This is a genomic window from Panacagrimonas perspica, from assembly GCF_004364935.1.
In the GTDB taxonomy this organism is placed as follows: domain Bacteria; phylum Pseudomonadota; class Gammaproteobacteria; order Nevskiales; family Nevskiaceae; genus Panacagrimonas; species Panacagrimonas perspica.
In genome coordinates this window covers 1-21446 of record NZ_SOBT01000011.1, presented here as the reverse complement: position 1 = coordinate 21446, position 21446 = coordinate 1, and the positions used below count along the sequence as shown (strand labels likewise).

Annotated in this window: 19 protein-coding genes and 1 pseudogene; 3 read left to right on the top strand and 17 right to left on the bottom strand. The window is 64.8% G+C overall.

What is annotated here, in order from left to right:
• Window positions 1–83: 83 nt before the first annotated feature.
• The 8 genes from DFR24_RS19655 to DFR24_RS19615 all read right to left on the bottom strand — a co-directional run bounded on the left by DFR24_RS19655 (window position 84) and on the right by DFR24_RS19615 (window position 8414).
• Entirely contained in the window at window positions 84–2765 is a 2682-nt protein-coding gene (locus tag DFR24_RS19655) for an excinuclease ABC subunit UvrA (RefSeq protein ID WP_133883158.1), read from the bottom strand.
• Window positions 2766–2885: 120 nt separating this feature from the next.
• On the bottom strand, window positions 2886–3305 hold the full coding sequence (locus tag DFR24_RS19650) for a GlcG/HbpS family heme-binding protein (RefSeq protein ID WP_133883157.1): 420 nt from the start codon (window positions 3303–3305) through the stop codon (window positions 2886–2888).
• A 32-nt stretch (window positions 3306–3337) separates the two neighbouring features.
• Window positions 3338–3640: a putative quinol monooxygenase gene (locus DFR24_RS19645; protein WP_133883156.1), complete on the bottom strand. Its 303-nt coding sequence runs from the start codon at window positions 3638–3640 to the stop codon at window positions 3338–3340.
• Between the two features lie 467 nt (window positions 3641–4107).
• Window positions 4108–5664, bottom strand: coding sequence for a sigma-54 interaction domain-containing protein (locus DFR24_RS19635; protein WP_210772405.1), 1557 nt, complete (start codon window positions 5662–5664; stop codon window positions 4108–4110).
• Window positions 5651–6283, bottom strand: a complete 633-nt coding sequence (locus DFR24_RS19630) for an MEDS domain-containing protein (RefSeq protein ID WP_133883155.1) — start codon at window positions 6281–6283, stop codon at window positions 5651–5653. Before DFR24_RS19630 ends, DFR24_RS19635 begins: the two co-directional genes overlap by 14 nt.
• Before the next feature lie 476 nt (window positions 6284–6759).
• Entirely contained in the window at window positions 6760–7017 is a 258-nt protein-coding gene (locus DFR24_RS19625) for a hypothetical protein (RefSeq protein WP_133883154.1), read from the bottom strand.
• A gap of 699 nt (window positions 7018–7716) precedes the next feature.
• On the bottom strand, window positions 7717–8016 hold the full coding sequence (locus tag DFR24_RS19620) for a YceK/YidQ family lipoprotein (RefSeq protein WP_210772406.1): 300 nt from the start codon (window positions 8014–8016) through the stop codon (window positions 7717–7719).
• The gene (locus DFR24_RS19615; RefSeq protein WP_133883153.1) at window positions 8013–8414 is read right to left on the bottom strand and encodes a YceK/YidQ family lipoprotein; all 402 of its coding nucleotides are present in this window, start codon (window positions 8412–8414) and stop codon (window positions 8013–8015) included. Before DFR24_RS19615 ends, DFR24_RS19620 begins: the two co-directional genes overlap by 4 nt.
• Window positions 8415–8597: 183 nt before the next feature.
• Between DFR24_RS19615 and DFR24_RS19610 the strand changes: the two genes are divergently transcribed.
• The 3 genes from DFR24_RS19610 to DFR24_RS19600 all read left to right on the top strand — a co-directional run bounded on the left by DFR24_RS19610 (window position 8598) and on the right by DFR24_RS19600 (window position 11973).
• Complete coding sequence (locus tag DFR24_RS19610) at window positions 8598–10157, top strand: alkaline phosphatase (protein WP_133883152.1); 1560 nt, start codon at window positions 8598–8600, stop codon at window positions 10155–10157.
• A 475-nt stretch (window positions 10158–10632) separates the two neighbouring features.
• Entirely contained in the window at window positions 10633–11211 is a 579-nt protein-coding gene (locus DFR24_RS19605) for a hemerythrin domain-containing protein (protein WP_133883151.1), read from the top strand.
• Between the two features lie 315 nt (window positions 11212–11526).
• On the top strand, window positions 11527–11973 hold the full coding sequence (locus tag DFR24_RS19600) for an Hsp20 family protein (RefSeq protein ID WP_133883150.1): 447 nt from the start codon (window positions 11527–11529) through the stop codon (window positions 11971–11973).
• Between the two features lie 156 nt (window positions 11974–12129).
• Here DFR24_RS19600 and DFR24_RS19595 read toward each other — a convergent pair whose 3' ends face one another.
• The 9 genes and pseudogenes from DFR24_RS19595 to DFR24_RS19555 form a co-directional block, all read right to left on the bottom strand.
• Entirely contained in the window at window positions 12130–14373 is a 2244-nt protein-coding gene (locus tag DFR24_RS19595) for a PAS domain S-box protein (RefSeq protein WP_162851327.1), read from the bottom strand.
• Between the two features lie 501 nt (window positions 14374–14874).
• On the bottom strand, window positions 14875–15858 hold the full coding sequence (locus DFR24_RS19590; protein ID WP_133883148.1) for a 2Fe-2S iron-sulfur cluster binding domain-containing protein: 984 nt from the start codon (window positions 15856–15858) through the stop codon (window positions 14875–14877).
• A 36-nt stretch (window positions 15859–15894) separates the two neighbouring features.
• Window positions 15895–16812, bottom strand: a complete 918-nt coding sequence (locus DFR24_RS19585) for a LysR family transcriptional regulator (RefSeq protein WP_133883147.1) — start codon at window positions 16810–16812, stop codon at window positions 15895–15897.
• Between the two features lie 601 nt (window positions 16813–17413).
• Entirely contained in the window at window positions 17414–18409 is a 996-nt protein-coding gene (locus DFR24_RS19580; RefSeq protein WP_133883146.1) for an aromatic/alkene monooxygenase hydroxylase subunit beta, read from the bottom strand.
• A gap of 16 nt (window positions 18410–18425) precedes the next feature.
• Complete coding sequence (locus DFR24_RS19575; protein WP_133883145.1) at window positions 18426–18749, bottom strand: MmoB/DmpM family protein; 324 nt, start codon at window positions 18747–18749, stop codon at window positions 18426–18428.
• 22 nt (window positions 18750–18771) lie between these two features.
• Window positions 18772–19104 carry a Rieske 2Fe-2S domain-containing protein gene (locus DFR24_RS19570; RefSeq protein ID WP_133883144.1) on the bottom strand — a complete coding sequence of 111 codons (333 nt, stop codon included), beginning with the start codon at window positions 19102–19104 and terminating at the stop codon, window positions 18772–18774.
• Between the two features lie 12 nt (window positions 19105–19116).
• On the bottom strand, window positions 19117–19401 hold the full coding sequence (locus DFR24_RS19565) for a toluene-4-monooxygenase system B family protein (protein WP_133883143.1): 285 nt from the start codon (window positions 19399–19401) through the stop codon (window positions 19117–19119).
• 102 nt (window positions 19402–19503) lie between these two features.
• Window positions 19504–21006, bottom strand: coding sequence for an aromatic/alkene/methane monooxygenase hydroxylase/oxygenase subunit alpha (locus DFR24_RS19560; RefSeq protein ID WP_133883142.1), 1503 nt, complete (start codon window positions 21004–21006; stop codon window positions 19504–19506).
• Between the two features lie 200 nt (window positions 21007–21206).
• A pseudogene (locus tag DFR24_RS19555) lies at window positions 21207–21446 on the bottom strand (DUF1329 domain-containing protein); the annotation flags it as partial.

Here is a 21446-nt window from a genome sequence, read left to right as displayed (position 1 = left end):
GTTTGCCGAGACCCCAACCAAGCAATCCCGCCGCAGCCGCGATTGCGCACCAAAATCATCATCAACGTCGAGGCCACGTCAGGTCAGATTCTGGCAGCAGCACTCACTCGATCTTCGAGATGACGCCGAAGGTAAACCGCGGTGCGGCTGTTGTCCGACTGCGCAACCTGCTCGGGGGGGCCCGTCGCGACGATGGTGCCGCCCGCCTCACCAGCACCCGGCCCGACATCAATGACCCAGTCGGCGCGCGCGATGACGCGCAGGTCGTGCTCGACGACGACGACGGTGTTGCCAGTCTCGACAAGCGCGTCGAGCTGGGCGAAGAGCCGGTCGGCGTCGACCGGATGCAGGCCGGTGGTGGGTTCGTCGAGCACGTAGAGCGCGTCGCCACGCTGCGCTCGCTGCAGCTCGGTGGCGAGCTTGATGCGCTGCGCCTCGCCGCCCGAGAACTCCGTGGCCGGCTGCCCGAGGCGCAGGTAACCCAGTCCCAGATCGCGCAGGACCGCCAGCGGCTTGCATACGGCCGGCTCGTCGGCGAACACGGAAAGCGCTTCGTCGACGGTCAGGCGCAGCACGTCGGCGATGGAGCGATCGCGCCATCGCACCGCCAGCGTGGCCTCGTTGTAGCGCGCGCCCTTGCAGGTGGGACAGGGCGCAAAGACGCTGGGCATGAACATCATCTCCACGCTCACGAAGCCCTCGCCCTCGCAGGTTGCGCAACGTCCCTTGCCGACGTTGAACGAGAAACGTCCGGCGTCGAAGCGCCTGGCGCGCGCCGCAGGGGTGGCCGCGAACAGGCGCCGCACCGGGTCGAGCAGGCCGGTATACGTCGCCAGGTTCGACCGCGGGGTGCGGCCGATCGGCTTCTGGTCGACCACGACGAGCCGACGGATCCGATCGACATCGCCGTCCAGGCGTCCGCGCGTCCGCTGCACCGCCGTCGCGGGACCCTGGTCCAGCGCCTCGTCCGCCGGCACGTCCTCGTGACCCAGGTGATCGCGCACCAGGTCCACCAGCGCCCGGCTGATCAGGCTCGACTTGCCGGACCCCGACAGGCCGGTGACCACGGTGAAGACGCCGAGCGGCAACTGCACGTCGACCTCGCGCAGGTTGTGGAGGGACACGCCGTGCAGTCCGAGGTGATGGGTCGCGCGACGCCGCTGGCCCGCCACGGCCGGTTGCGCATCGAAGAGCACGCGCGCGGTCTGCGAGTCGGCAACGGCTCGCAGTCCCGCGGGCGGCCCGCTGTACAGCACGCGGCCGCCGTGCTCGCCGGCGCCGGGTCCGACGTCGACGATCCAGTCCGCGCGGCGCATCGTCTCGAGATCGTGCTCCACCACGAAGACGGAGTTGCCCCGTTCCCGCAGTTGCTGCAGCGCCTGGATGAGCGCCTCCCCGTCGGCAGGATGCAAGCCGGCGGAAGGCTCGTCGAGCACGTACACGACGCCGAACAGCTGCGACTGGATCTGCGTCGCCAGGCGCAGGCGCTGCAGTTCCCCGGCGGAAAGGCTGGGCGTCGCCCGGTCCATCGAGAGATATCCGAGTCCAAGGCGCTCGAGCACCGCAACGCGGTCGACGACGTTGCGCGCGAGGCGCTGCGCCGCGACCCGCTTCTCCTCGGACAAGGTGGGCGTGCGATTCGAATCGAAGGCCTGGGCGTGCGCGGCGTGCCCGCCGGCCGCGCGACGGTCGCGATCCCGGTGGGTGGCGGCGCGATCGACCTGGGAGCGACGGCCGCGCGCGGCGTCCTCGAAGCGGCCCTCGGCCGCGGGCGCCAAGAGTGTCGCGATCTCGTGCAGCGAGCGCTGGCTCAGTTCCCCGATGTCGAGGCCCGCGAACGTGACGGACAGCGCCTCGGGCTTGAGACGCTTGCCCTCGCAGGACGCGCAGCGCGTGCCGCGAAGGAAGCGGGCGGCACGCCGCTTCATGAGCGCACTCTGCGTGGTCGCGAAGGTGTGGAGCACATAGGCACGCGCGCCGGTGAACGTTCCCTGGTAGCTGGGCTCTGTCTTGTGGCGGCGCGCGGCGCGGACCTCGGCGAGCGTGAATCCCGCCCACACCGGCACGGTCGGCTGCTCGTCGGTGTACAGGATCCAGTCGCGGGTCTTCTTCGGCAGGCGATGCCAGGGAATCTCGATGTCGACGCCCCGCGAGGTGAGGATGTCGCGCAGATTCCCGCCGTGCCAGCCGGGCGGCCACGCGGCGACCGCGCCTTCCGCGATCGAGCGCGCCGGGTCCGGGACCAACAGGTCCTCGGTGGTCTCGTAGACGTGGCCCAGGCCGTGGCACGCCGGGCACGCGCCCTGGGGCGTGTTGGGCGAGAAGTCTTCCGCGTAAAGCATCGGCTGGCGCGGCGGGTACGTCCCGGCGCGTGAATAGAGCATGCGGATCAGGCTCGACAGGGTCGTCACGCTGCCCACCGACGAGCGCACGTTGGGCGTGCCGCGCTGCTGCTGCAGCGCAACCGCGGGCGGAAGCCCCGTGATCGAATCGACGTCCGGCACGCCGACCTGGTGGATCAGGCGACGCGCGTAGGGCGATACCGAGTCGAAGTAGCGGCGTTGAGCCTCCGCGTAGATCGTCGAGAAGGCCAGCGAGGATTTTCCCGAACCCGAGACGCCGGAGAAGACCACGAGCGCTTCGCGCGGGATGTCCACGTCGACATCGCGCAGGTTGTGCTCGCGCGCGCCGCGAACGCGCACGAGGCGATCGGTGCCGTCGGTGCCGTCGGTGCCGTTCGGTCCTGGGTCAGTGCGAGAAGTCATGTGCCGATCCTGCATGGAGCGTGCTGCGAGCACGCTGAACGCGGCTTGCGACCCCGTGGGTAACGCGGCGCCGATGCGAGATGCTCCGGCGCCGCTGCGGACATCGGCCGAGGATCCCGGCTACGCATCCACCGAGAACGCCGCCGCGCCAGCCTGTGCGACGGTCTGATCCTGCTCGCCCGAGCCGCCGCTGACGCCGACGGCGCCGACCACGTGGCCGTTCTTCTTCAGCGGAATGCCGCCGGCGAAGATCATGATGCGGCCGTGATTCGAACCGTGAATGCCGAAGAACTGCTGGCCCGGCTGCGAGTTGTCCGCCAGATCCTTGGTCGCGATGTTGAAGGCGCGCGCGGTGAACGCCTTGTTGATCGAGATATCGACGCTGCCGATCCACGCGCCGTCCATGCGCTCGTGTGCGACCAGATTGCCGCCGGAATCGACGACGGCGATGTTCATCGGCTGGCCGATTTCCGCGGCGCGCTTTTCGGCGGCGGCAAAGATGTTCCTGGCGTCCTTCAACGTGACCAGAGAGATTTCCATGTGATGAGCCTTTCGTGTTGTCGTGGTGGGATTCAGCCGGGAAGCTTGGATGCGAGCACGTCGATCTTCTCGATGCTCGGCGGCTGCGAGAACAAATCGGGCGCCTTGGCCATCAGCGCCGCGGCGACTTTTCCGGACAGATGCGCCTGTCGGCCGGCGTCGTTGGGAAAGACGTCGAAGATGGCGTAGCTCGAAGGTCCGAGCTTGACGCCGAACCAGGCGATGGTCGCCGGCTCTTCCATCACGAGCGGACGGCCCGCGAGCAGAAACTCCTCGACTTCCTTTTCCTTGCCGGGCTTGGCTTCCATGCGAACCCACAGTGCGGTCGTGACCATGTTCGAACTCCTGTTGCGAGAAAGGGGATGAAACGTTTTTTGAATTGCGCCGCGAGCGCGTCGTCGGCAGTGAGGTAATTGCAGCGGACGTGCCATGCGAGCGTTTGAATGCAATCAGGCACTTGTGCGTTCGGCCAGCGACGGGATCTCGCGAACCGGCGATATCTCGTTGCCGTTCGCCATGAGATTCGGCGAAGACGCGCCGCGCAGGCGCAGCGTGATCTCGGCAATGCGCCGACCATAGAGGCGCGCGGTTTCCAGATCGCCGGGCGGCGGAGCAAGGTCCGGTCTTTCATCGACGTTGGATTGCGCGGCCGCGCCGAGGTAGACGCCGAGCCGATTGAGATCGTTCGATTGGCCGTCTCGCGCCGAATCAAAAAGTTTCAGACGCTTGCGCTGTCGGGCCGCTGCGAAATGTCGCGGGCCTCGCGAAACCTCGTCGCGCTGCCCGTGGAACCAAGCGCGGCTCAGGGGTCGAGACGGAGATTCAGCGCCTTAACGCGCGAGGTGAGCGTGGACGGTTTGAGCCCGAGCAATTCCGCGGCGCCGTCCGGACCGTGAATGCGGCCCTTGGCGCGCTTGAGCGCGGCGCTAATGTTGGCGCGCTCGCGGTCGCGCCATTCGGCTTCCGGCACGATGGTCTCGTCGTCCACCTCGGGCCGTGCGCGCGGGATGTCCGCGGGCGCCGCGCGCGCATCCGGCAGTACCTGATCCAGCCGCAGCGGGCCCGGCCCGCTGAGAATCACGGCGCGTTCGACCAGATTGCCGAGTTCGCGGATGTTGCCCGGCCAGTGGTAGCACTGGAGCGCCGCGCACTGCGCGGCGCCGAGCCTGGGTTCCGGCAGCCCCAGGCGCCGCGCGGCCTGTGCCGCGAAATGCGCCGCGAGCAGCGGGATGTCCTCGCTGCGCTCGCGCAGCGGCGGGATGACGACGGGAAAGACGTTGAGCCGGTAGTACAGGTCCTCGCGAAACAGTCCGGCTGCGATTGCGGCGGGAAGATCGCGGTTGGTCGCGGCGATCACGCGCACATTGACTTCGCGCGTCACGTCATCGCCCACGCGCTCGTACTGCCCTTCCTGGAGCACCCGCAGCAGCTTGGGTTGCAGCTCCAGCGGCAGATCGCCGACTTCATCGAGAAAGATCGTGCCGCCGTGCGCGGCCTGGAAGCGGCCGGGTCGGTCGCGCAGCGCCCCGGTGAACGCGCCGCGCACGTGACCGAAGAACTCGCTCTCGAACATGTCCTTGGGAATCGCGCTGCAATTTACCTTGATCAGCGCGCGGCCGGCACGCGCGCTGCGTTCGTCGATTTCTCGCGCGAGCAGTTCCTTGCCGGTGCCGGACTCGCCGAAGATCAGCACCGTGGCCTCGGTGCGCGCCACCTGCGCGATCTGCCCCAGCACGTTCCTGAGCGCCGCGGAACGGCCGATCGTGCCGCTCTGCGAAATCGCGGACTGGATTTCTTCGCGCAGGTAGATGTTCTCGTCTTCCAGTTCGCGCTTCTGGCGCTCGCGCTCCGCCAACGCCGCGATCGCGCGCTCGCGTTCGAGGTGCAGGCGCTCGCCGCGCAGCCAGATGGCGAGCTGCGTGCAGGCGGCGGCGAGCAGGAGATTGTCGGTGTCGCCGGGAAAATCCGCGCGCTGCGAGGCCGCGAGCACCACGCTATGTTCATCGATGCTCAGCGGGACCACGCGCAGGTTCAGCGGGCGCCCGTCCAGCGGACTGACCGCGCACACCCGGCCCGGCGCGTTCAGAATCGACGCGAACGCGCTGCCGATTTCTCCCGCATGGTTCGCGGCGTCGGCGTGCTCCGGCGCGCGCGCTGACTGCAGCGCCGTGCCGTCGTGCGGATCGACGATCGATGCGAACGCGAGGTCGAGCCGCAACGCGGAGACGATCAGATCGAGGAAGCTGCCGAGCACCGTCGACGGCGACGCTCCGGCCCAGATCAGCGGTACCGCGCCGAGCGCCAGCAGATCGCGCAGCGTGTTGCGCAGGCGCAGCAGCTCTTCGTCAGGTCCGCTCACGTTCGTGCTGCCGCTGCGCGCGCAGTTCGCGCAGGAACTCCTCCGGCGGCACGAAGAACGGATTGACCTGAAGCACGCCGCCCAGGATCACCATCGGGTGCGTGCGCAGCACGTCCATGATTACGCCGGCTTTGAACTTCGCCAGGTCGTAGCAGCACACCACCACGTCCCCGCCCGGCTGCAGCACGGTGTTGAAGCGGCTTTCGTACTCGAGCAGCGCGTCGGTGCCGGGATGGTCCTCCAGCGCCCACCGCATGTCGCAGACCAGGCGCAGCAGCGGTTGCTCCGACGCGCTGTTGAGCGCAGCGGCGAGCATTGCGAGCATCCGGTCCTGATCGAAACCGCCGTCGGGGAAGTAGACCTCGTTCCAGTCGCCGAGGCGGAACTGGCCCGTGCGCTGCGACGACTCTGTCGGGATGGCAGCGTCTTCCAGGCGGTGCAGGTGGTCGTCGCGCAGCGCGGGATCGACCACGTGAAACGCCCGATCGCCGCACTCGAAGCCGTCCTTGACGAACGGCATCAGCACGCGATACGACTCGTCCCGGCTGTTGAAGAGCGCGCAGATGTGACGGTGCTCGCCGAGCGCGGTGCCGGCAATGCGTATGCTGTTTGCCTGCATGGAAGCATTTCCTGCGTCGCTAAAGCGGAGACTATACGCCCGATGTCCCGACGCGTCCGTGATCGCCCGGCCGGGCCCGAAATCGCCTTGTGAAGTGCGACTGCCGCCGGCGACGTCTAGCGCTGCATCCAGCGATTATTGTCGTAGGCGCATCTAGTGCGCGGGTCCGGATCGAGCGAATCGGCCGCGGCCTTGCGGGCGCCAATTCCTATCTGGCTGGCCTCGCGAAACGAGGAGCAACCTCGACTGTCTTCTCTGGAGTAAACAGCCTCCGAGATCGAATGCCCGCTTCGGGCTGTGAACCGCCACCCCTACCTCGATACGGGGGGATTGTCGCCGCCTGCCCGCTCTTCTAGAAGCGGATAGCCGACATGACAGGTCGAACGTCAATGAAGAGCAACTAACGGCGGCTGGTGAATTTTAGTTTGCCGAGAATATTTTGGCGGAATAGCAAATACCCTAAGGCCTAAAGCCTTTCATTTCGCGAAGTAGGCTTTTGCCAGACGATCGATGTGTGCCTTGTAGATGTCGGCTCGTTGTCCAGTGACTTCGGACATGAGGTTGGTCCGCTGGGCGCCACCAATGATGTGCCTCGCGTCACCGGTCGCGTGGACGATCTCGTGTGCCAACGTGGCGAAGTCCCCGGCGGATGTATTGGTGCGCAAGCAGCAATAGGGCAGCCATACATTGGAATCCAGTTTGGTGACGCCGTGCCCGGGTTGAAAGCAAGCCATTGCGTCCGCCTCACGAACAGAAAGCGTCGGTATCTAGTGACTCATTCCTCCGGACTGAGTACAACTCCTCACGGAAACCGACGAGACCGGCGAAACCAGCATTACGTACCGATCCTCTGACGGGCTCTCGTTCATTCCGCCCTAACGATACCTGGGAGAAGGTCAGCCGGGCCCCCCTACAGGGCGCGGTTGGGCAGCCTTCATGCGCTATCCGATTTAAGGACCTCGAACTCCTCGCAGACGACGTCAGTTCGGCCTCGGGTCCAATTCAAATCGGCGGCGACGCCTCGGGTATCTTTTGTCGCTACAGACGATCTCGCGGATCAGTACCCTGCTATCCGGTTTCGACTTCCCTGTTCGCCTCGCTAGGGAAAAACCGCGTAGAACCCTCTGAATGCCCCGGGGAACGCGACTTCGCGAGCCCGTCGATCGCGTTTTTTAGCGAATTTCCCTGTTATTTTCCCTGATAACGGCTGAGCCTCGTTCGCGTGAGACTGTGCACACCGCCATTTTTCATGAGCGCCGTGCAGGGCGACATCCCGTCCGTCCCATTGCACAGATGGTTTGTCCAATGAGTTTCCGCCCCTGAGAGTCGCGCAGCACGGCGACCCCGGACCTTTCTTGGCCGCACGGCTGCCTCGCGGGCCTTCTGGGCCTCGCCCCTCCGTCAGCGGCCGTCGGTCCGGTCGGCAACCATCCCTACCGCCTGCCGACCAGGGGTTCGGTCACCACGTACCACGCCGAGAAGGGCAGAAACAGCGTGTCGCCGATGAAGCTGACCGCCAGATCAGCAGCGGGATACGCCGGCGCTTCGATGCCGTACTGCCGGTATCGGCTCAGCGAAGTTTCGTCGTCCGAAAGCGCGGCGACATTGACGCGGGTCCCGCCATAAATCTTCGGGCTGCCGACGTGCGCGTTGTCTGCCGTCCGCACGGTGGCACAGCCGGAAAGGCCGATACAAAGCATCGCGGCAAGGGAGGCTGCGAACCTGGGAGTCACTGCCGCTCCCGTTCCTGGGCGATCTCTCGCAAAGGCCCGGCCTTGGACGGACTCCTCGCTCGATCACGCAAGTCGAACGCCAGCATGTCCACGAATGACGGCCGACCGAGGCCGACCTTGTCCGATGCCCAGTACCAGGCATCCATCGGCAGCACGACCGTGTCGACGACGAAGCTGATCGGCGCGTCGATGATCGGATTCTCGGGCGGCTCGATACCGCCATAGCTCCTGTAGACCGCGAGCTTTCCGTAGTCCTCGTTGAGTGCCGCCATATTGAGACGGGTCCCGGCGTACACGGTCGGCACGCCATAAGCGGTGCGTCCTTCTGCCCGGGTGCTCGCGCATCCGCTGACGGACACCGCCGCAACCGCCAGCAACGCACAGATCAACGCCTTCATGGCGCCCCCTTCATGAATACGCGGAACACGATACGCCTTCGATTCCAGAGGCGCACGACCCCGGGTTGTGCGGCTCGGACCAGACACGATTCATTCCGTTCCGCGGGCGCCCCAAGAACCACCGCCATCCTGCAACAGAGCAAACTCACCCTCTGCGCTGAACATTCCGCCGGAAATGAGCCGATGAAACGTCTGCTGATCACGAGCCTCCTGGCGATGGCCAGCCCGACCACGGCCAGCGCCCTGGATGCCGGCAGCACGGCCCCGGCGCGTCCCGCCATGACCGGCGCCGAATGGTTTGCGTCCGGCGCGCGCGCGGTCGAGATGAATCGCGGCAAGGTCGCGAAATCGCGACCGGCGCGCAACGTCATCCTGTTCATCGGCGACGGCATGGGAATCTCGACGGTCACCGCGGCCCGGATCCTGGAAGGTCAGCAGCAAGGTCGCGACGGCGAGAGCAACCGGCTGAGCTTCGAACAATTCCCGCAACTGGCGTTGTCCGTCACCGCATCGGCCAACCAGCAGACATCCGACTCCGCACCGACCGCGACGGCGATGGTCTGCGGGATCAAGGCCAACGATGGGGCGATCTCGGTCGATCCGGCGATCAGCCGTACCGAAGCGGGCGCGGACAAGACGCGGGCGCTCAGTGCGAAGACCATTCTCGAGCGCGCGGAGGCCAGGGGCCTGGCGACCGGCATCGTGACCACGGCCCGCGTCACGCATGCCACGCCGGCCGTGAACTACGCGCACATCGCGGATCGCGATTGGGAAGCCGATGCCGACCTTCCGGCCGGCGCGACGGTGCCGGACATCGCGCGCCAGTTGATCGAGTTCTCGATTGGCGACGGTGTCGACGTGGTATTCGGCGGCGGCCGCAGGAATTTCCTACCGGCATCGCAGAAGGATCCGGAATACCCGGAGCGCAGCGGTGTCCGCAAGGATGGACGGGATCTGGCGCGCGAATGGACGGCCCGTTCTTCCAGTGCGCGCTACATCTGGAACCGTGCCCAGTTCGAGGCCATCGATGTCGCGAAGGCGGGGCCGGTGCTCGGCCTGTTCGAACCCTCCCACATGCGCTACGAGGTCGAGCGCGCGTCCGATGCCGGAGGCGAGCCGTCGCTGAGCGAGATGACGGAGAAAGCCATCCGGCTGCTGCAGAGAAATAAAAAGGGCTTCTACCTGATGGTGGAGGCCGGCCGGATCGATCACGGCCATCACGCCGGCAACGCGTATCGCGCGCTCACCGAGACCATCGCGCTTTCGAATGCCGTGAAGCGCGCGCAGTCGCTGGTCGGTGACGACACGCTGATCATCGTCACGGCGGATCACAGCCACACGATGAGCATCGGCGGGTATCCCTCGCGAGGCAATCCGATCCTGGGTCTCGCCGCCATCAACGGCGTCCCGATCCTCGACGCGCTGGGGCTCCCGTACACCACGCTGTCGTACGCCAACGGGCCCGGCTGGACCGGCGGCCAGCAGCGGCGCACCTACTCCGAGAAGGAAGATCCCAAGGCCCGCGCGCCCTACAAGGGCACGGCCTTGCGCCCGAATCTGAGCGATGTCGACACCGAGGACGAGGACTATCTGCAGGAGTCGACCGTCTCCCTGCCCAGTGAAACGCATGGCGGCGAAGACGTTGCCATCTATGCACGCGGACCGGGAAGCGAATGGTTCCGCGGCGTCATGGAACAGCACACGATCTTCCACGTGATGTACGCGGCGTACGGCTGGAAGTGACGGGGTCGGCTCGCTTGGATCAAGCCGAGGCCTGATCATTCGGAAGCCCAAGGTTGTCCGCCGCGCCTGCCGCCGCGAGCATCAGGAGCCCCTTGCGATTCTCCCGATGGACTTGGCCGCGCTGATCGTGTTCCTCGATTGCCGGCTGCGGCGCGCCTGTTGCTGCGCATCCGGAATGGACCCGCCTGCTCGCCGACCGCCTGACCGGACAGAAAGAGAATCCCGACGGCAATGGGCAACCCGGCATTCAGGGCTGATCGAACCTTGTCGAGCAGACGCGCCGTGTATTGGTCAAATCCAGACGAGCGGCAACACCATGGGCTCACCCGCTTACGGGGTGTTCTCGAAACGAGGGCGTTGGAGGGGCGGCGATCATGATGTCGTCACGGGCTACGGCAGGCCGTGTACCCGGTGGATGCCCAGGCGCGGGACTTGCGCCTGTTCACACCCACCGCCACCTACCGAGGAAGCCAACATGTCTTTCGTCGACAAAGTTATCGCCGCCGTCACCCCGCCGGAAAGCCCCCGTGCCCGCGCCAAGGCACGCGAACACGCCCTGAGCCTTGCCGAGCCCGGGTCCTGGTTCGCGATGGCACTGGACCATCATCAGCAGATCGAAGCCGCGTTCGACGCGGTTGAGAACGCCAAAACCGACCGGCACCGGCGCGCCACCCAAAAATGGCTCGCGATCCTGCTCACCGGCCATGCCATCGCCGAAGAGGTCACGCTTTATCCCGCCATGGCCTCGCACGGCGAGAAGGCGCGAACGGAACTGGCGTACCAGGAGCAGAGCGCCGCAAAGGGAGAAACAGCCGCACTGGAAGAGCTCGATCCCCTGAGCCAGGACTACCTCGACAAGCTGCGCCACATCCGCGGCGCCGTGCAGCACCACATGTATGAGGAGGAAGACACCTGGTTTCCCAAGCTGCAGGACAAGGCGTCGCCGGAAACCATGGCGCGGCTGACGACGCGCTTCGATGAGGAGTTCACGCGCTACGTCGGCCGCGACACCGCTGCCAGCGTCATCAAGGCCACCAAGGCCAACCTCAACTGACGCGGCGGCGCCGGGAAATCGTGCCGCTCCGGTGACCTGCGACCACTTGCACCTGCGGCCGCTATCGACGGTGCGCGCTTCACGTTTTCAGAAGGCAGACCCGCGCGACAGGCAGCGGCATCCTCCAGCTTCTTTCGCATTCTCTTCGGGAACCGCGGAACGGACAAAAAATGGAAATGCCTGATAGGCCAACATTTATTGTTTGAAACTTCCCCTCTTGAACATCCAGATGGAGCTCCTAGTTTCGTTGCGTCGGGGCGCCGAGGTTCGGGTCCCGGCAGACATTCACTTCGCTGACGATCAGGAGGTTTCACGATGAACACGTTTTCCCTCGCCCCGCTCTTCCGCAGCTCGATCGGCTTCGACCGTTTCAACGATCTGTTCGAAACGGCCATGTCCGCCGATGCCGTCGCCTACCCGCCGTACAACGTCGTGAAGAAGGGCGACGACGAGTACCGCATCGAGATCGCCGCCGCCGGCATGACCGAACAGGAGCTGGAGATCTCTGTCGAGAAGGACGTACTGACCATCGCATCGGCCAGGCGCGAAGCCCAGAACGAAACACAGTATCTGCACCGCGGGATTGCGCAGCGCGCGTTCAAGCTGAGCTTCCGTCTCGCCGACTACATCGAAGTGCAGAACGCCGTGCTGAGCAACGGCCTGTTGAGCGTGGAGCTGGTGCGGCGGATCCCTGAATCTGCCAAGCCGCGCCGCATCGCGGTCAACGGCTCGAACGTGACGCCGATCGCCAAGGCCGCGTAAGAGCGTCGTACGTACGGAGGGCCGCCGCGAGGCGCCCTCCGTACGCTGTTTTACCGGCGGATTGCCTGCCGTCTCAGGTGAGAGAGCCTGAGCGCGGTCTGCGCGTTGTTCCGAACTCTTGGCGTTGCGGGTTCGCGCATGACTCTGCGTGCCGCATCAACGAATCCGTCGAGGTTCCTGCAAAAGTTGCAGCAAGCGCTGGACATGGACCGGCTTCACCAAGTGGTGATCAAAGCCCGCTTCTTGCGCTCGCTGTTGATCGCCTGCCTGACCCCAGCCTGTCAGCGCCACGAGCGTGATGCCTTCTCCCCACGGTCGGTCGCGCATGGCCTGCGCCAAGTCGTAGCCGCTCATCCCCGGCAAGCCAATATCCAACAGCGCGATTTCCGGAACGCTCTGCTCGCACGCCGCCAGGGCCTGCATCCCGTCATAGGCCACGCTCACATCGTGGCCCAGCAAGGTGAGCAGCGCACTCAAGGCTTCGGCGGCATCTCGATTGTCGTCGACCACCAGCAACCGGCGGGTCGGCGGCGGGTCGACGGCCGGGACTCCGGCAGCGCGCACATGCTCCAGGGGCGACACCTGGACCGGAAGGCGGACGGTGAACGTCGAGCCTTGCCCAACCCCCTCGCTGCGAACCGCTACCGTTCCTCCGTGCATCTCCACGATGCTTTTGACCAACGAAAGCCCCACGCCCAGACCGCTTGATTCGGACTTCAAACGCGTAAACATCTCGAAGATGCTGCTGAGCTCGCCTGCCGGAAGTCCAATGCCGGTGTCCTGAATTCGAACCAACGCGCTCTCGGAATCGCTCTGCAGGCTTACCGAGATGGCCCCGCCGGGCTCGGTAAACTTGGCAGCGTTGTTCAGCAGGTTCGAGAAGACTTGTACGAGACGCACGCGATCGCCGCTGACCATCAAGTCCTTCTCGTGGATGCTCACGTCGAGATGATGGTTACGGCTGTCGATCAGCGGACGGCTGATGTCGATTGCATCCTGAAGGATCGTGCCGAGCGCCAGCAGCTCGGTCTTGAGTGTGATGGTCCCTCGCGAGATCCGCGAGATTTCCAGGAGGTCGTCGACCAGGTGCACGAGGTGATCAACCTGCCGTCTCATCACTTCGAGCGATCGCTGGCTGGAGGACGACGTTTCCGGATTGGCTGATAGAAAATCGATGCTGGTGCGCAGCGGCGCCAGCGGGTTCCGAAGTTCATGGCTCAAAGTGGCCAGGAACTCGTCCTTCCGCTGATCGGCGAGCGCCAGTTGCCGCTCCACGTATTTCCGGTCCGAGATGTCGCGCGCAATCTTTGACGCCCCGACGATCTTGCCTTGGCGATCTCGAATGGGCGATACGGTCAGCGAAATGTCGAGAAGGCTGCCGTTCTTGTGGCGCCGCACCGTCTCAAAGTGTTCGATCGATTCTCCGCGCGCGATCCGTCGCAGCACCTCGGGCTCTTCGTCGAGCCGCTCGAACGGAATCAGGATCGTGATCGGTTTGCCGATCACCTCGCTGGCGGCATACCCGAAAACCCGTTCCGCGCCGCGGTTCCAGGTCACGATGCGTCCCGTGAGGTCCTTGCTCACGATGGCGTCGCTGGAGGACTCGACGATCGCCGCCAACTGGCTGCGGACCATATCCGCCGCGTAGCTTTCCGACACATCGCGCGCGATCTTGGACGCGCCGACGATCACGCCACTTTCATCGACCATCGGCGAGACGCTCAAGGACACCGCGACCTGGCTGCCGTCCTTGCGCCGGCGGTAGGTCTCGTAATGATCAACGACGACGCCCCGGCGCACGCGAGCCAGCACTTCCGGCTCTTCGTCGCCCTGGCATTCAGGAATCAGAATGGACACCGGCTGGCCGATCACTTCCTCGGCGGAATATCCGTAAAGCCGGCTTGCGCCAGCGTTCCAGCTGGTGATCACACCGTCGAGATCCGTGCTGACGATCGCATCGTCGGACGACTGCACAATCGCGGTGAGGCGTCCGCGGACGAGCTCCAGATCCCGACGCGATACGCTCTCATACGCAAAAGCAAACGCTCCGACGGCGCTTCCGTTTCTCATGACAGGAACGGCCTGCAGGGTCACGCGCTTGCGTGTGCCATCGGCGGCGACCACCTCGATGTCGGATTCTTCGACGTTCCGCCCTTCGCGAATGCACTGGGCCAGAATGCAGGTCGCGGCGTCAACCGGTTGTCCGCGCCGATACATATTGAGTCCATCACACCAGCGGGCATCCTTCGCCGGCGCGCATCCCCACAAACGGACGGCTGCTGCGTTGAAGAACACGAGGCGACCTTCCCCATCGCTGGCGCACGCGGGCAGGTCCATCGACGCCAGCGCTGCACGCCAAGTCTGCGGGTCATCCACCATGTCGCCCATCGACTGCCTCACGAAGCCTCCCCCGCATTCGACGCTGAAAGAAGACGGCGTCCATTCGCAGTATGGGCTCTAACACTCCGAAAGCGATCGTTACGCGCCACCGCGGCTTGCTGGCGACACTCTTGGAGTGCGGCCGTCGGCAGTATCGTTGTCGGCGGTTCGTTTGTTGACCGCGTTCCCTTGTGGCAGCACCCGAGGTATCGCCCGTAGCCATCCAGTCGTCTTGTCGCTGTTGCACTCGCTCAGCGATCGGGTTGCTCTTGTCGGGGCGGGCGTCACAGGGGGCTCTACATCCGCCCTGCGCCCTCTGTCCCATAAGTTCCTGCTGCCTCGCCCCGCGGTTGCAGCGATGCCGCGACCCTACTGCTCAGATTGCAATGTTTTCGACGCGAGCACGGACGAACGGTACGTTCCACGCCAGACCATCGCTATCGGGCAGCGAAGCTGCTTGGGTTCGATCGCAGCGGACCGTCATCGGTCTCGCGGAATTTCGGATGATTCGAGCGGCAGCTCTCAAGTGACCACCGAGTGGTATGCATCCAGGTGCAGGTGCTCTTCCGCAACCCCTTTTCGACGCAGGAGCTGGACGACTGCATCGATCGCGAACGGCGAGCCAAATCCGTGCACCCGAAAGCCCGTGAGGTGATCGAAGTCGGCTTCAATCGCCTCCGTCAGCAGCCCGCGTCGCAGTCCTCGCTCGGTCGGACCCGCTGAAACCAGGACGTGGCGAGCGCGAGCCGAAAGGATGCGCGGTAAAAGCGCATTCAATTCTTCGAGCCCGTACACATCTTCTCGCGCCATGAATCCGACGTAGATGAAAACAGGATTCATCATCTGGCGCGCTGCGATTCCACGCAGAACCGACAACAACGGCGCGAGACCTGTCCCTGCGGATATGCACAGAATCGGATCGGAATGATTGGCTCGCAGGTAGGACGTTCCGTACGGTCCACGAATCTTCAGAGGATCCCCCGCTTTCAGATCTTCTCCGATGACTTGCGATGCACGACCGTGCGGATGCATCCGCACGTGGAAGCGTAGTTCAGTGTCGCCCGGAGTGCCCGCCATCGAATACAAACGCGAGAGTCCGCGAGACAGCTCCACCTCTGCACATTGACCCGGTGAGAATGAGAACGGCACATCGATCTCTACTCGCAGCTCGCGGACGGTGTCCGACAGCGCTTCGACGCTCACTACCCGGCCCCGATATCGTCCACCGGGGTGCGCGACTGGTTCCTCGATATCTGGAATGTTGATCGTAGTGTCCTCCAGCAACGAGGTCTGGCAGGCGAGGATGTAGCGTTCGCGGCACCCGAAAAGCTGCCGCGGCGGACGAGCCTGCTCGCGGACACGGCCGCGCACCAGATGGCAGCGACACATCCCGCAACGGCCGTCCTCGCAGCTGTAGGAGATGCCGCACCCGCGGATCGCCCCCAGGAGCGTGTCGCCCGGCTCCAGGCTCAACGTGCGTCCGTTGTTGCGGATCAGCAGTTCCAATGGTCCAAGTCTCAGTGCGCTTCAGGCCAGGCACGCCTAGGCGTTGATGGGAGGTGATTCCGAGAACAGGTCGAATATGGTACGGCGGAACCATTGATTGGCCGGATCCCGGTGCAGAGCCGCATGCCAGAACATTCCAATCGACGTATCCGGCAGCGCGACGGGATGCGGGATGCAGGAAAGACCCAAAGGATCGGCCATGATCTGGTACATGCGCGACGGCAGCGTCGCCACCATGTTCGTGGCCTGCAGGATCTGACCGATCGCGCTTGCGTGCGGAACAATCGCCCTGATCCTGCGCTCGAGCCCCTTCCGCTCCATCAGGCGGTCGACTTCGCCCAGATCATTGCCCGCCGATACGACGACATGCTCGCAAGCCAGATAGTCCGCCACCGACATGGCACACGCTTCAAACGGATGCCCTTTGCGAAAGGCGCAGACGTGATGTTCTCGATACAGGCGCTGTCTGAAGAAACTTCCCTGCAGCTGAGGCGAAATCCCGATCGAGACCTCGATCCGGCCCGTCTCCATATCGTCCTTCAGCAACAGCGGATTGTTGCGGACGGCGGTAATGAGGACACCTGGAGCCTGCTGACCCACGCGCGAAAGCAGCGGCGGCAAAAAATACATCTCCCCCAGATCGCTGAGTCCGAGGAGGAAGTTTCGCTGAGCAACGGACGGATCGAACGCCACCTGCTGGCTCATCGCCGACTTGATCGTGTCGATGGCGTAGGCGATCGGCTCGGCGAGCTGACGCGCGCGGGAAGTCGGCTCCATGCCATGCGTGGTGCGCAGGAACAGCTCGTCTCCGAGCGCGCTGCGCAATCGCTTGAGCGCGTTGCTGACCGCAGGCTGCGAGACACCCAATGACTCGGCGACCTTCGAAACCTTGCGCTCCCGCATCAACTGGTTGAAGTAGGGCAGCAGGTTCAGGTCGAAATCATCGGAGTTCACGGCATCTCCATAGCGGAACGGTCAGTCTGGTGTTGCATTCACCCTATTGCGATTCGGACCATTATCGCCGATATCGCCACCGCCGCTCGTGGCGATTCCAGGGCGAGGACGAGCATCGCCGCCGAGCATGCCGGAGCGGCGCTACGGGGAACCGGTTCCATCCCGCCGCGCCGTCGGTCTCCATCCAAAGACAGCGCGCGCGACCCACGAATCAAGCCGAGCCGCGGCTCGATCCACGCGGGCTGCGGCCCACGGCGTGCCTGGCGCGATCGAGGGGGTCCGCTGGCGCCGTGCTACCCGTGATGCTCGGGATCGGCAATGGCGCCGGCGAGACGGGCTCGCTCGCCGCGAAAAACCCCGTCCGATGCCGCACCGGGACGCGCGAGCCGGCGCCAGAGGACGATCCGAGGACCGCCTTCTTCCGCATCGAGGCAGGCGTCCCATCCAACATCGCTCGATCTCAAAACGGACATCGCGGTTTTGTACGAAAGGATCAGCTCGTACCGCACTATGCAAAGCGCTTGACAGGAAAGCCGACCTTCAATGACCCCGGCCCCGCCTCAGACGATCCGGCACGCCGCCGACCGCGCGACGTTCCCATTCAGAACCCTTCGCCCAGCGAACGCCGGAAGTCGCGCGTCGCCTGCTGTGCGGCCGAGGCGGCGTTCGGAACGTCGGGAAGCGCCGCGCAGAAAGTCTCGATGGCCTTCTCCGCGAGCGGCTCCCACTTCGCGATCCAGTTGCGGATCACCTCGGCGTTCCCTTCCTTCTCGCAAACCATGCGCACCAGCGCGGCCGACCAGCGCCGATGGCGCGTAGCGTCGATCGTCTGCGCGTCGGTCAGCATGCCCAGCAAGGTGTCCTGGTGGTGGCGCGCCGCATCGCCGAGGCGACGCAGTACCGCCTCCTCGATCGCGGGCTTGGCGACGAGATTGAGGGCGACGAAGCACTCGGCCCAGTCATAGGCGACCAGCACCTTCTCCATGAGCTCGCGGAAGCCCTGCCATGCAGCGTCATCTTCCCAGTACCCGCGTTCGGCCGTGCCGAAACCCTTGTCCGGGAACGTGGCGGAGAGCTCCTTGGCCCGGTAGGCGGAATGGCTGAGCCAACGGAACGCATCCATGCCCTGGAACGCGGCCGCGATGGAGATCGTGCTGGCCGGCGACATCTGCGCGAGGTAGGCCGAGGCCATCTGCACCGTGTGAAACAGGAAGCGCGCCGGCGTGTGCAGCCGCGCGAGGCTGCCGGCCCACTGCGGACTCAGCGCCTTGTCGTGCTCGCGCTCGTTGAACTGGCTGAACAGGCCTTGCACATAGGTTTCCTGTCCGTCCTGCAGGAGGCAGTAGGTGCGGTAGATCAGTTCGTCCGGGTCACGGAACGCGTTCCAGTCGTCGTGCTTGAGCGGGCTGCCTTCCCGGTTCTTCAGGTACCAGCGATTCATGAACAGCTCGGGATCGAGCTCGTACGGCGCGACCGAGTCCGGTCGCGTGCTGTAGTGGAGGTTCACGGACACCACCTCGTATTCGCTGGGCTTGCGCCGTCGCGCGGCGAGATGGCTCCAGGTCTTCAGCGGCTTCAGCACTTGGGTTTCGTTCATCGGAATCTCTCTGTGGCTACAGCTTCTTCTCGAAATAGAACCGCACTTGTTCCGCGTTGTTCTCGATCCTTCCGGAGAACGAACTGAGTTCGACTTCCAGCTCGCTCATCCGGAACGGCTTGCCCAGCATCTCTTCGATGGTCTCGCGGCGAAGGATCATTTCGCCCTCGGTGGAGACGCGCAGGTAGGCCACCTTGTCGTCGAGCGTGATGACCTTGCCCGGGTTGTCGATCTCGGCGGCCTCGGCGACCGCCTTGGCGAGCTCGCCTTGGCGCAGCACCGGCCCGACGCGATTGTTGAGGTGTGCCGAGGCGATGTGGCCGGGAGGTGTCGTGGTCATGGTCTGGCAGGTTTCCGGTGGGTCAGGCGAATGTCGAGGGCTTGATCCCTTCGACCTGGACCAGCACCTCGCCATTCTCGATCTTGATCGGGTAGCGCGAGAGCTGGGCGCCCGCGGGGTTGAGACCCTTGCCGCTGCAGGCGTCGAAGGTCCACTGGTGAGCGCGGCAGGTGACGACCTTGCCGTCGAACTTCCCCTCGACCAGCGGAATGTCCTGATGAGGGCACAGGCCCTGGAACGCACAGGGCTCGCCGCCTTCCGGCCAGACCATCAGCACCTCTTCGCCGTCGACTTCGAAGGCCTCCATCTCGCCTTCCCAGAGGTCCTCGAGCTTGCACACCGCCTTGAATGTCATGGTCGCGCTCCTTCAATGCACCGGCGCGCGGACGCTGCCCGGGGAGCCTTCCCAGAAGATCTCCACGCATTCCATCGGCCGCAAACCGGCCTCGCCGACCTTGAGATCGCGCGGGAACGGTTCGCTCGCCCCTTGCCGGCGAACACGCAGGACGCCGGGACGGGCCTTGACGCGGCGACCGACCGAGTGGACGGCCGCGACGGCGGCGAGTTCGTCCATGCTGTTGTCGGTGTCGACCGCGACGACCTGGAGGACGAAGTCCTCCTGGAAGTTCGACGTCAGGGGAAAAAGTGCCATTTCACTGCTCCTCGGAGTCTGATTCTGTTCTTGCCCCTCCCTGGACCCCGCGCGACGCTCGGGACCAGGGTTGGGATGTGGAGTGTCACGAAGACAGCGTGCTCAGCCGGCCTTGCGCAGACGTTCCGCGCGAATGCCTTCCACCCACGAGAATTGCAGCGCATCCTCGCCGGTCTCGCCAGGCGAGAGGCCCATGTACTTGAGCGCGCCGCCGAGGTCCGGCGGCTGGATCTGGCCGGCCAGGAAACGATCGACCAGCGACAGGTGACCCTTGTAGCGATCCGGCTCCTGCTCGAACACCCACTGGCAGCCCTTCGAGCAGAAGTGGTAGTCGCGGCCTTCATGCGTCAGCGGGAAGTCGCGCACCTTCCACGCCGGCCCTGGCGTGAAATTGATCGGCAGCTGGCACATGTTGCAGACCACTGGCAGCGTGACCGGCAGCGTCTGGTCCATCTTGCCTTCGAGCGCGCTCTCCGTGATGACATCCCAGCAATGGCCCCAGGTGTCGTTCCAGCCCGGGTACTTCTCCTCGAGCCAGGCACGCTCTTCGGTGGAGACGCCGGCGGCGGGGTTCCACCACACGGTCGGACGCCAGAACCAGACGCCCATGTGCATGCCGTGATGCTGGTGGTCGATCTCGTGGATCATGTCGTCCCAGAACCAGGGCTTGTCGAGACCCAGCTCGAGCAGGGATCGCTCGAACTGCGTGACGATCCACTCCTGCATGAACTCCTTGAACGACTGCTTGCGGTGTTCGAGCGGCGTGTAGTAGTCCATCACCGGCCCGGTGAGAATCGAGAACAGCTTCCAGGCGCGCCAGATCGAGATGTCGATCAGCTTCTGCGCCTCGGCCTTGCGGCCGTTCTTGACCAGGATCGTCACCAGCGGTCCGCCGATCTGCGCATGGCGCGACTCGTCGGTCTGGATGCTCGAGATCAGGCTGGAGAAGGTCCAGTCGCCGGCTTCCGCGGCGTCGGCCGCGAGGCCCAGGAACTGCATGTTGGTGAAACCCGTCTCGAACGCGAACGTCAGCATCAGGGCCACGCCGGTGGCGCCGCGCGTGACCATCATGTCGTCGAAGAAGTGGCGCGCAGCGATGATCGCCCACTCGTTGGTGTCGTAGGCCTTGAACGCCCAGTCGAACTGGCGATCCTTGGACACGTACTGGTGCGGGAAGAACAGCTGCAGCTGGCTGTGCCGGATCTCGTCCATCATCCCGAACGTGGCCATGTTGCGCATGCCGGGCGCGCGACCGAAGCGCACCATGCGCGCTTCGGCACCCGACGCCGAGTACTCGCCGCGCGCGATCGCGCCGAAATGCATCTTGAGCACCGAGAGCCAGCCCGGGGCGGCGTTCTCGAACATCTTGCTGCGTTCCAGGGCGGCCTTCACGGAGTAGGCCCCGGCATCCTTCTCGCGCTGGACCTTCACGTACTCGGTGTACGTGGTCTTGTACGGCTCGTCGTATTCCTCGAAAGCTTCGACCGGCAGGCCGAAGGCGCTGCTCAGTTCCTCCGGGAAAAGTTCGGATTCGGCCACGTATCGCGGCGTCCAGTTGGTGTCACGCGCGATGTCGTACCAGTCCAGCCGACCCAAATTTGCCATGCGAAATCCTCCGAATAGTTCTGGCGAAGTATCTGAAACTCTTCGCTACGTTAGCCAGCTCAGCGCTGTCGACCTTGTGGTCCCCTCGTCCGTCCCATGTCGGGCACGGTGGTGGAAAGAATCTTCGCCGACCATCCGCGGCCCGCGTATAAGCCGCGGCGTATAGTTTCCATTCGCGTCCTGAATGTCGGTCCGCGCGCTCAGCTTGCCCCGAGCTTCATCAGCGCGCCTTGCGTGAGATAACTGTCGTACAGCTTCGGATCGTTGGCGCCGCTGAAGTACTGGTTCTCGACCTGGCGGACCTGTTCGAGCCGCGTCACCGATCCGGTCTGGATGTTTGCGGCGGTGACGTGGCACCAGCTCCAGTACGGATGCTTGCCGTCCATGATGCGCTTGTCGCCGTTCTCGTACAGCGAATACGCGCCGTCGAAGGAACGGTA

Bases quoted from the DNA above. Each gene is read 5' to 3' on its own strand.
- DFR24_RS19615 (WP_133883153.1), bottom strand. From the start codon at position 8,414: ATGAAGGCGTTGATCTGTGCGTTGCTGGCGGTTGCGGCGGTGTCCGTC.
- DFR24_RS19560 (WP_133883142.1), bottom strand. From the start codon at position 21,006: ATGGCAAATTTGGGTCGGCTGGACTGGTACGACATCGCGCGTGACACC.
- DFR24_RS19650 (WP_133883157.1), bottom strand. From the start codon at position 3,305: ATGGAAATCTCTCTGGTCACGTTGAAGGACGCCAGGAACATCTTTGCC.
- DFR24_RS19575 (WP_133883145.1), bottom strand. From the start codon at position 18,749: ATGACCACGACACCTCCCGGCCACATCGCCTCGGCACACCTCAACAAT.
- DFR24_RS19605 (WP_133883151.1), top strand. From the start codon at position 10,633: ATGTCTTTCGTCGACAAAGTTATCGCCGCCGTCACCCCGCCGGAAAGC.
- DFR24_RS19570 (WP_133883144.1), bottom strand. From the start codon at position 19,104: ATGACATTCAAGGCGGTGTGCAAGCTCGAGGACCTCTGGGAAGGCGAG.
- DFR24_RS19600 (WP_133883150.1), top strand. From the start codon at position 11,527: ATGAACACGTTTTCCCTCGCCCCGCTCTTCCGCAGCTCGATCGGCTTC.
- DFR24_RS19610 (WP_133883152.1), top strand. From the start codon at position 8,598: ATGAAACGTCTGCTGATCACGAGCCTCCTGGCGATGGCCAGCCCGACC.
- DFR24_RS19630 (WP_133883155.1), bottom strand. From the start codon at position 6,283: ATGCAGGCAAACAGCATACGCATTGCCGGCACCGCGCTCGGCGAGCAC.
- DFR24_RS19580 (WP_133883146.1), bottom strand. From the start codon at position 18,409: ATGAACGAAACCCAAGTGCTGAAGCCGCTGAAGACCTGGAGCCATCTC.
- DFR24_RS19625 (WP_133883154.1), bottom strand. From the start codon at position 7,017: ATGGCTTGCTTTCAACCCGGGCACGGCGTCACCAAACTGGATTCCAAT.
- DFR24_RS19655 (WP_133883158.1), bottom strand. From the start codon at position 2,765: ATGACTTCTCGCACTGACCCAGGACCGAACGGCACCGACGGCACCGAC.
- DFR24_RS19645 (WP_133883156.1), bottom strand. From the start codon at position 3,640: ATGGTCACGACCGCACTGTGGGTTCGCATGGAAGCCAAGCCCGGCAAG.
- DFR24_RS19565 (WP_133883143.1), bottom strand. From the start codon at position 19,401: ATGGCACTTTTTCCCCTGACGTCGAACTTCCAGGAGGACTTCGTCCTC.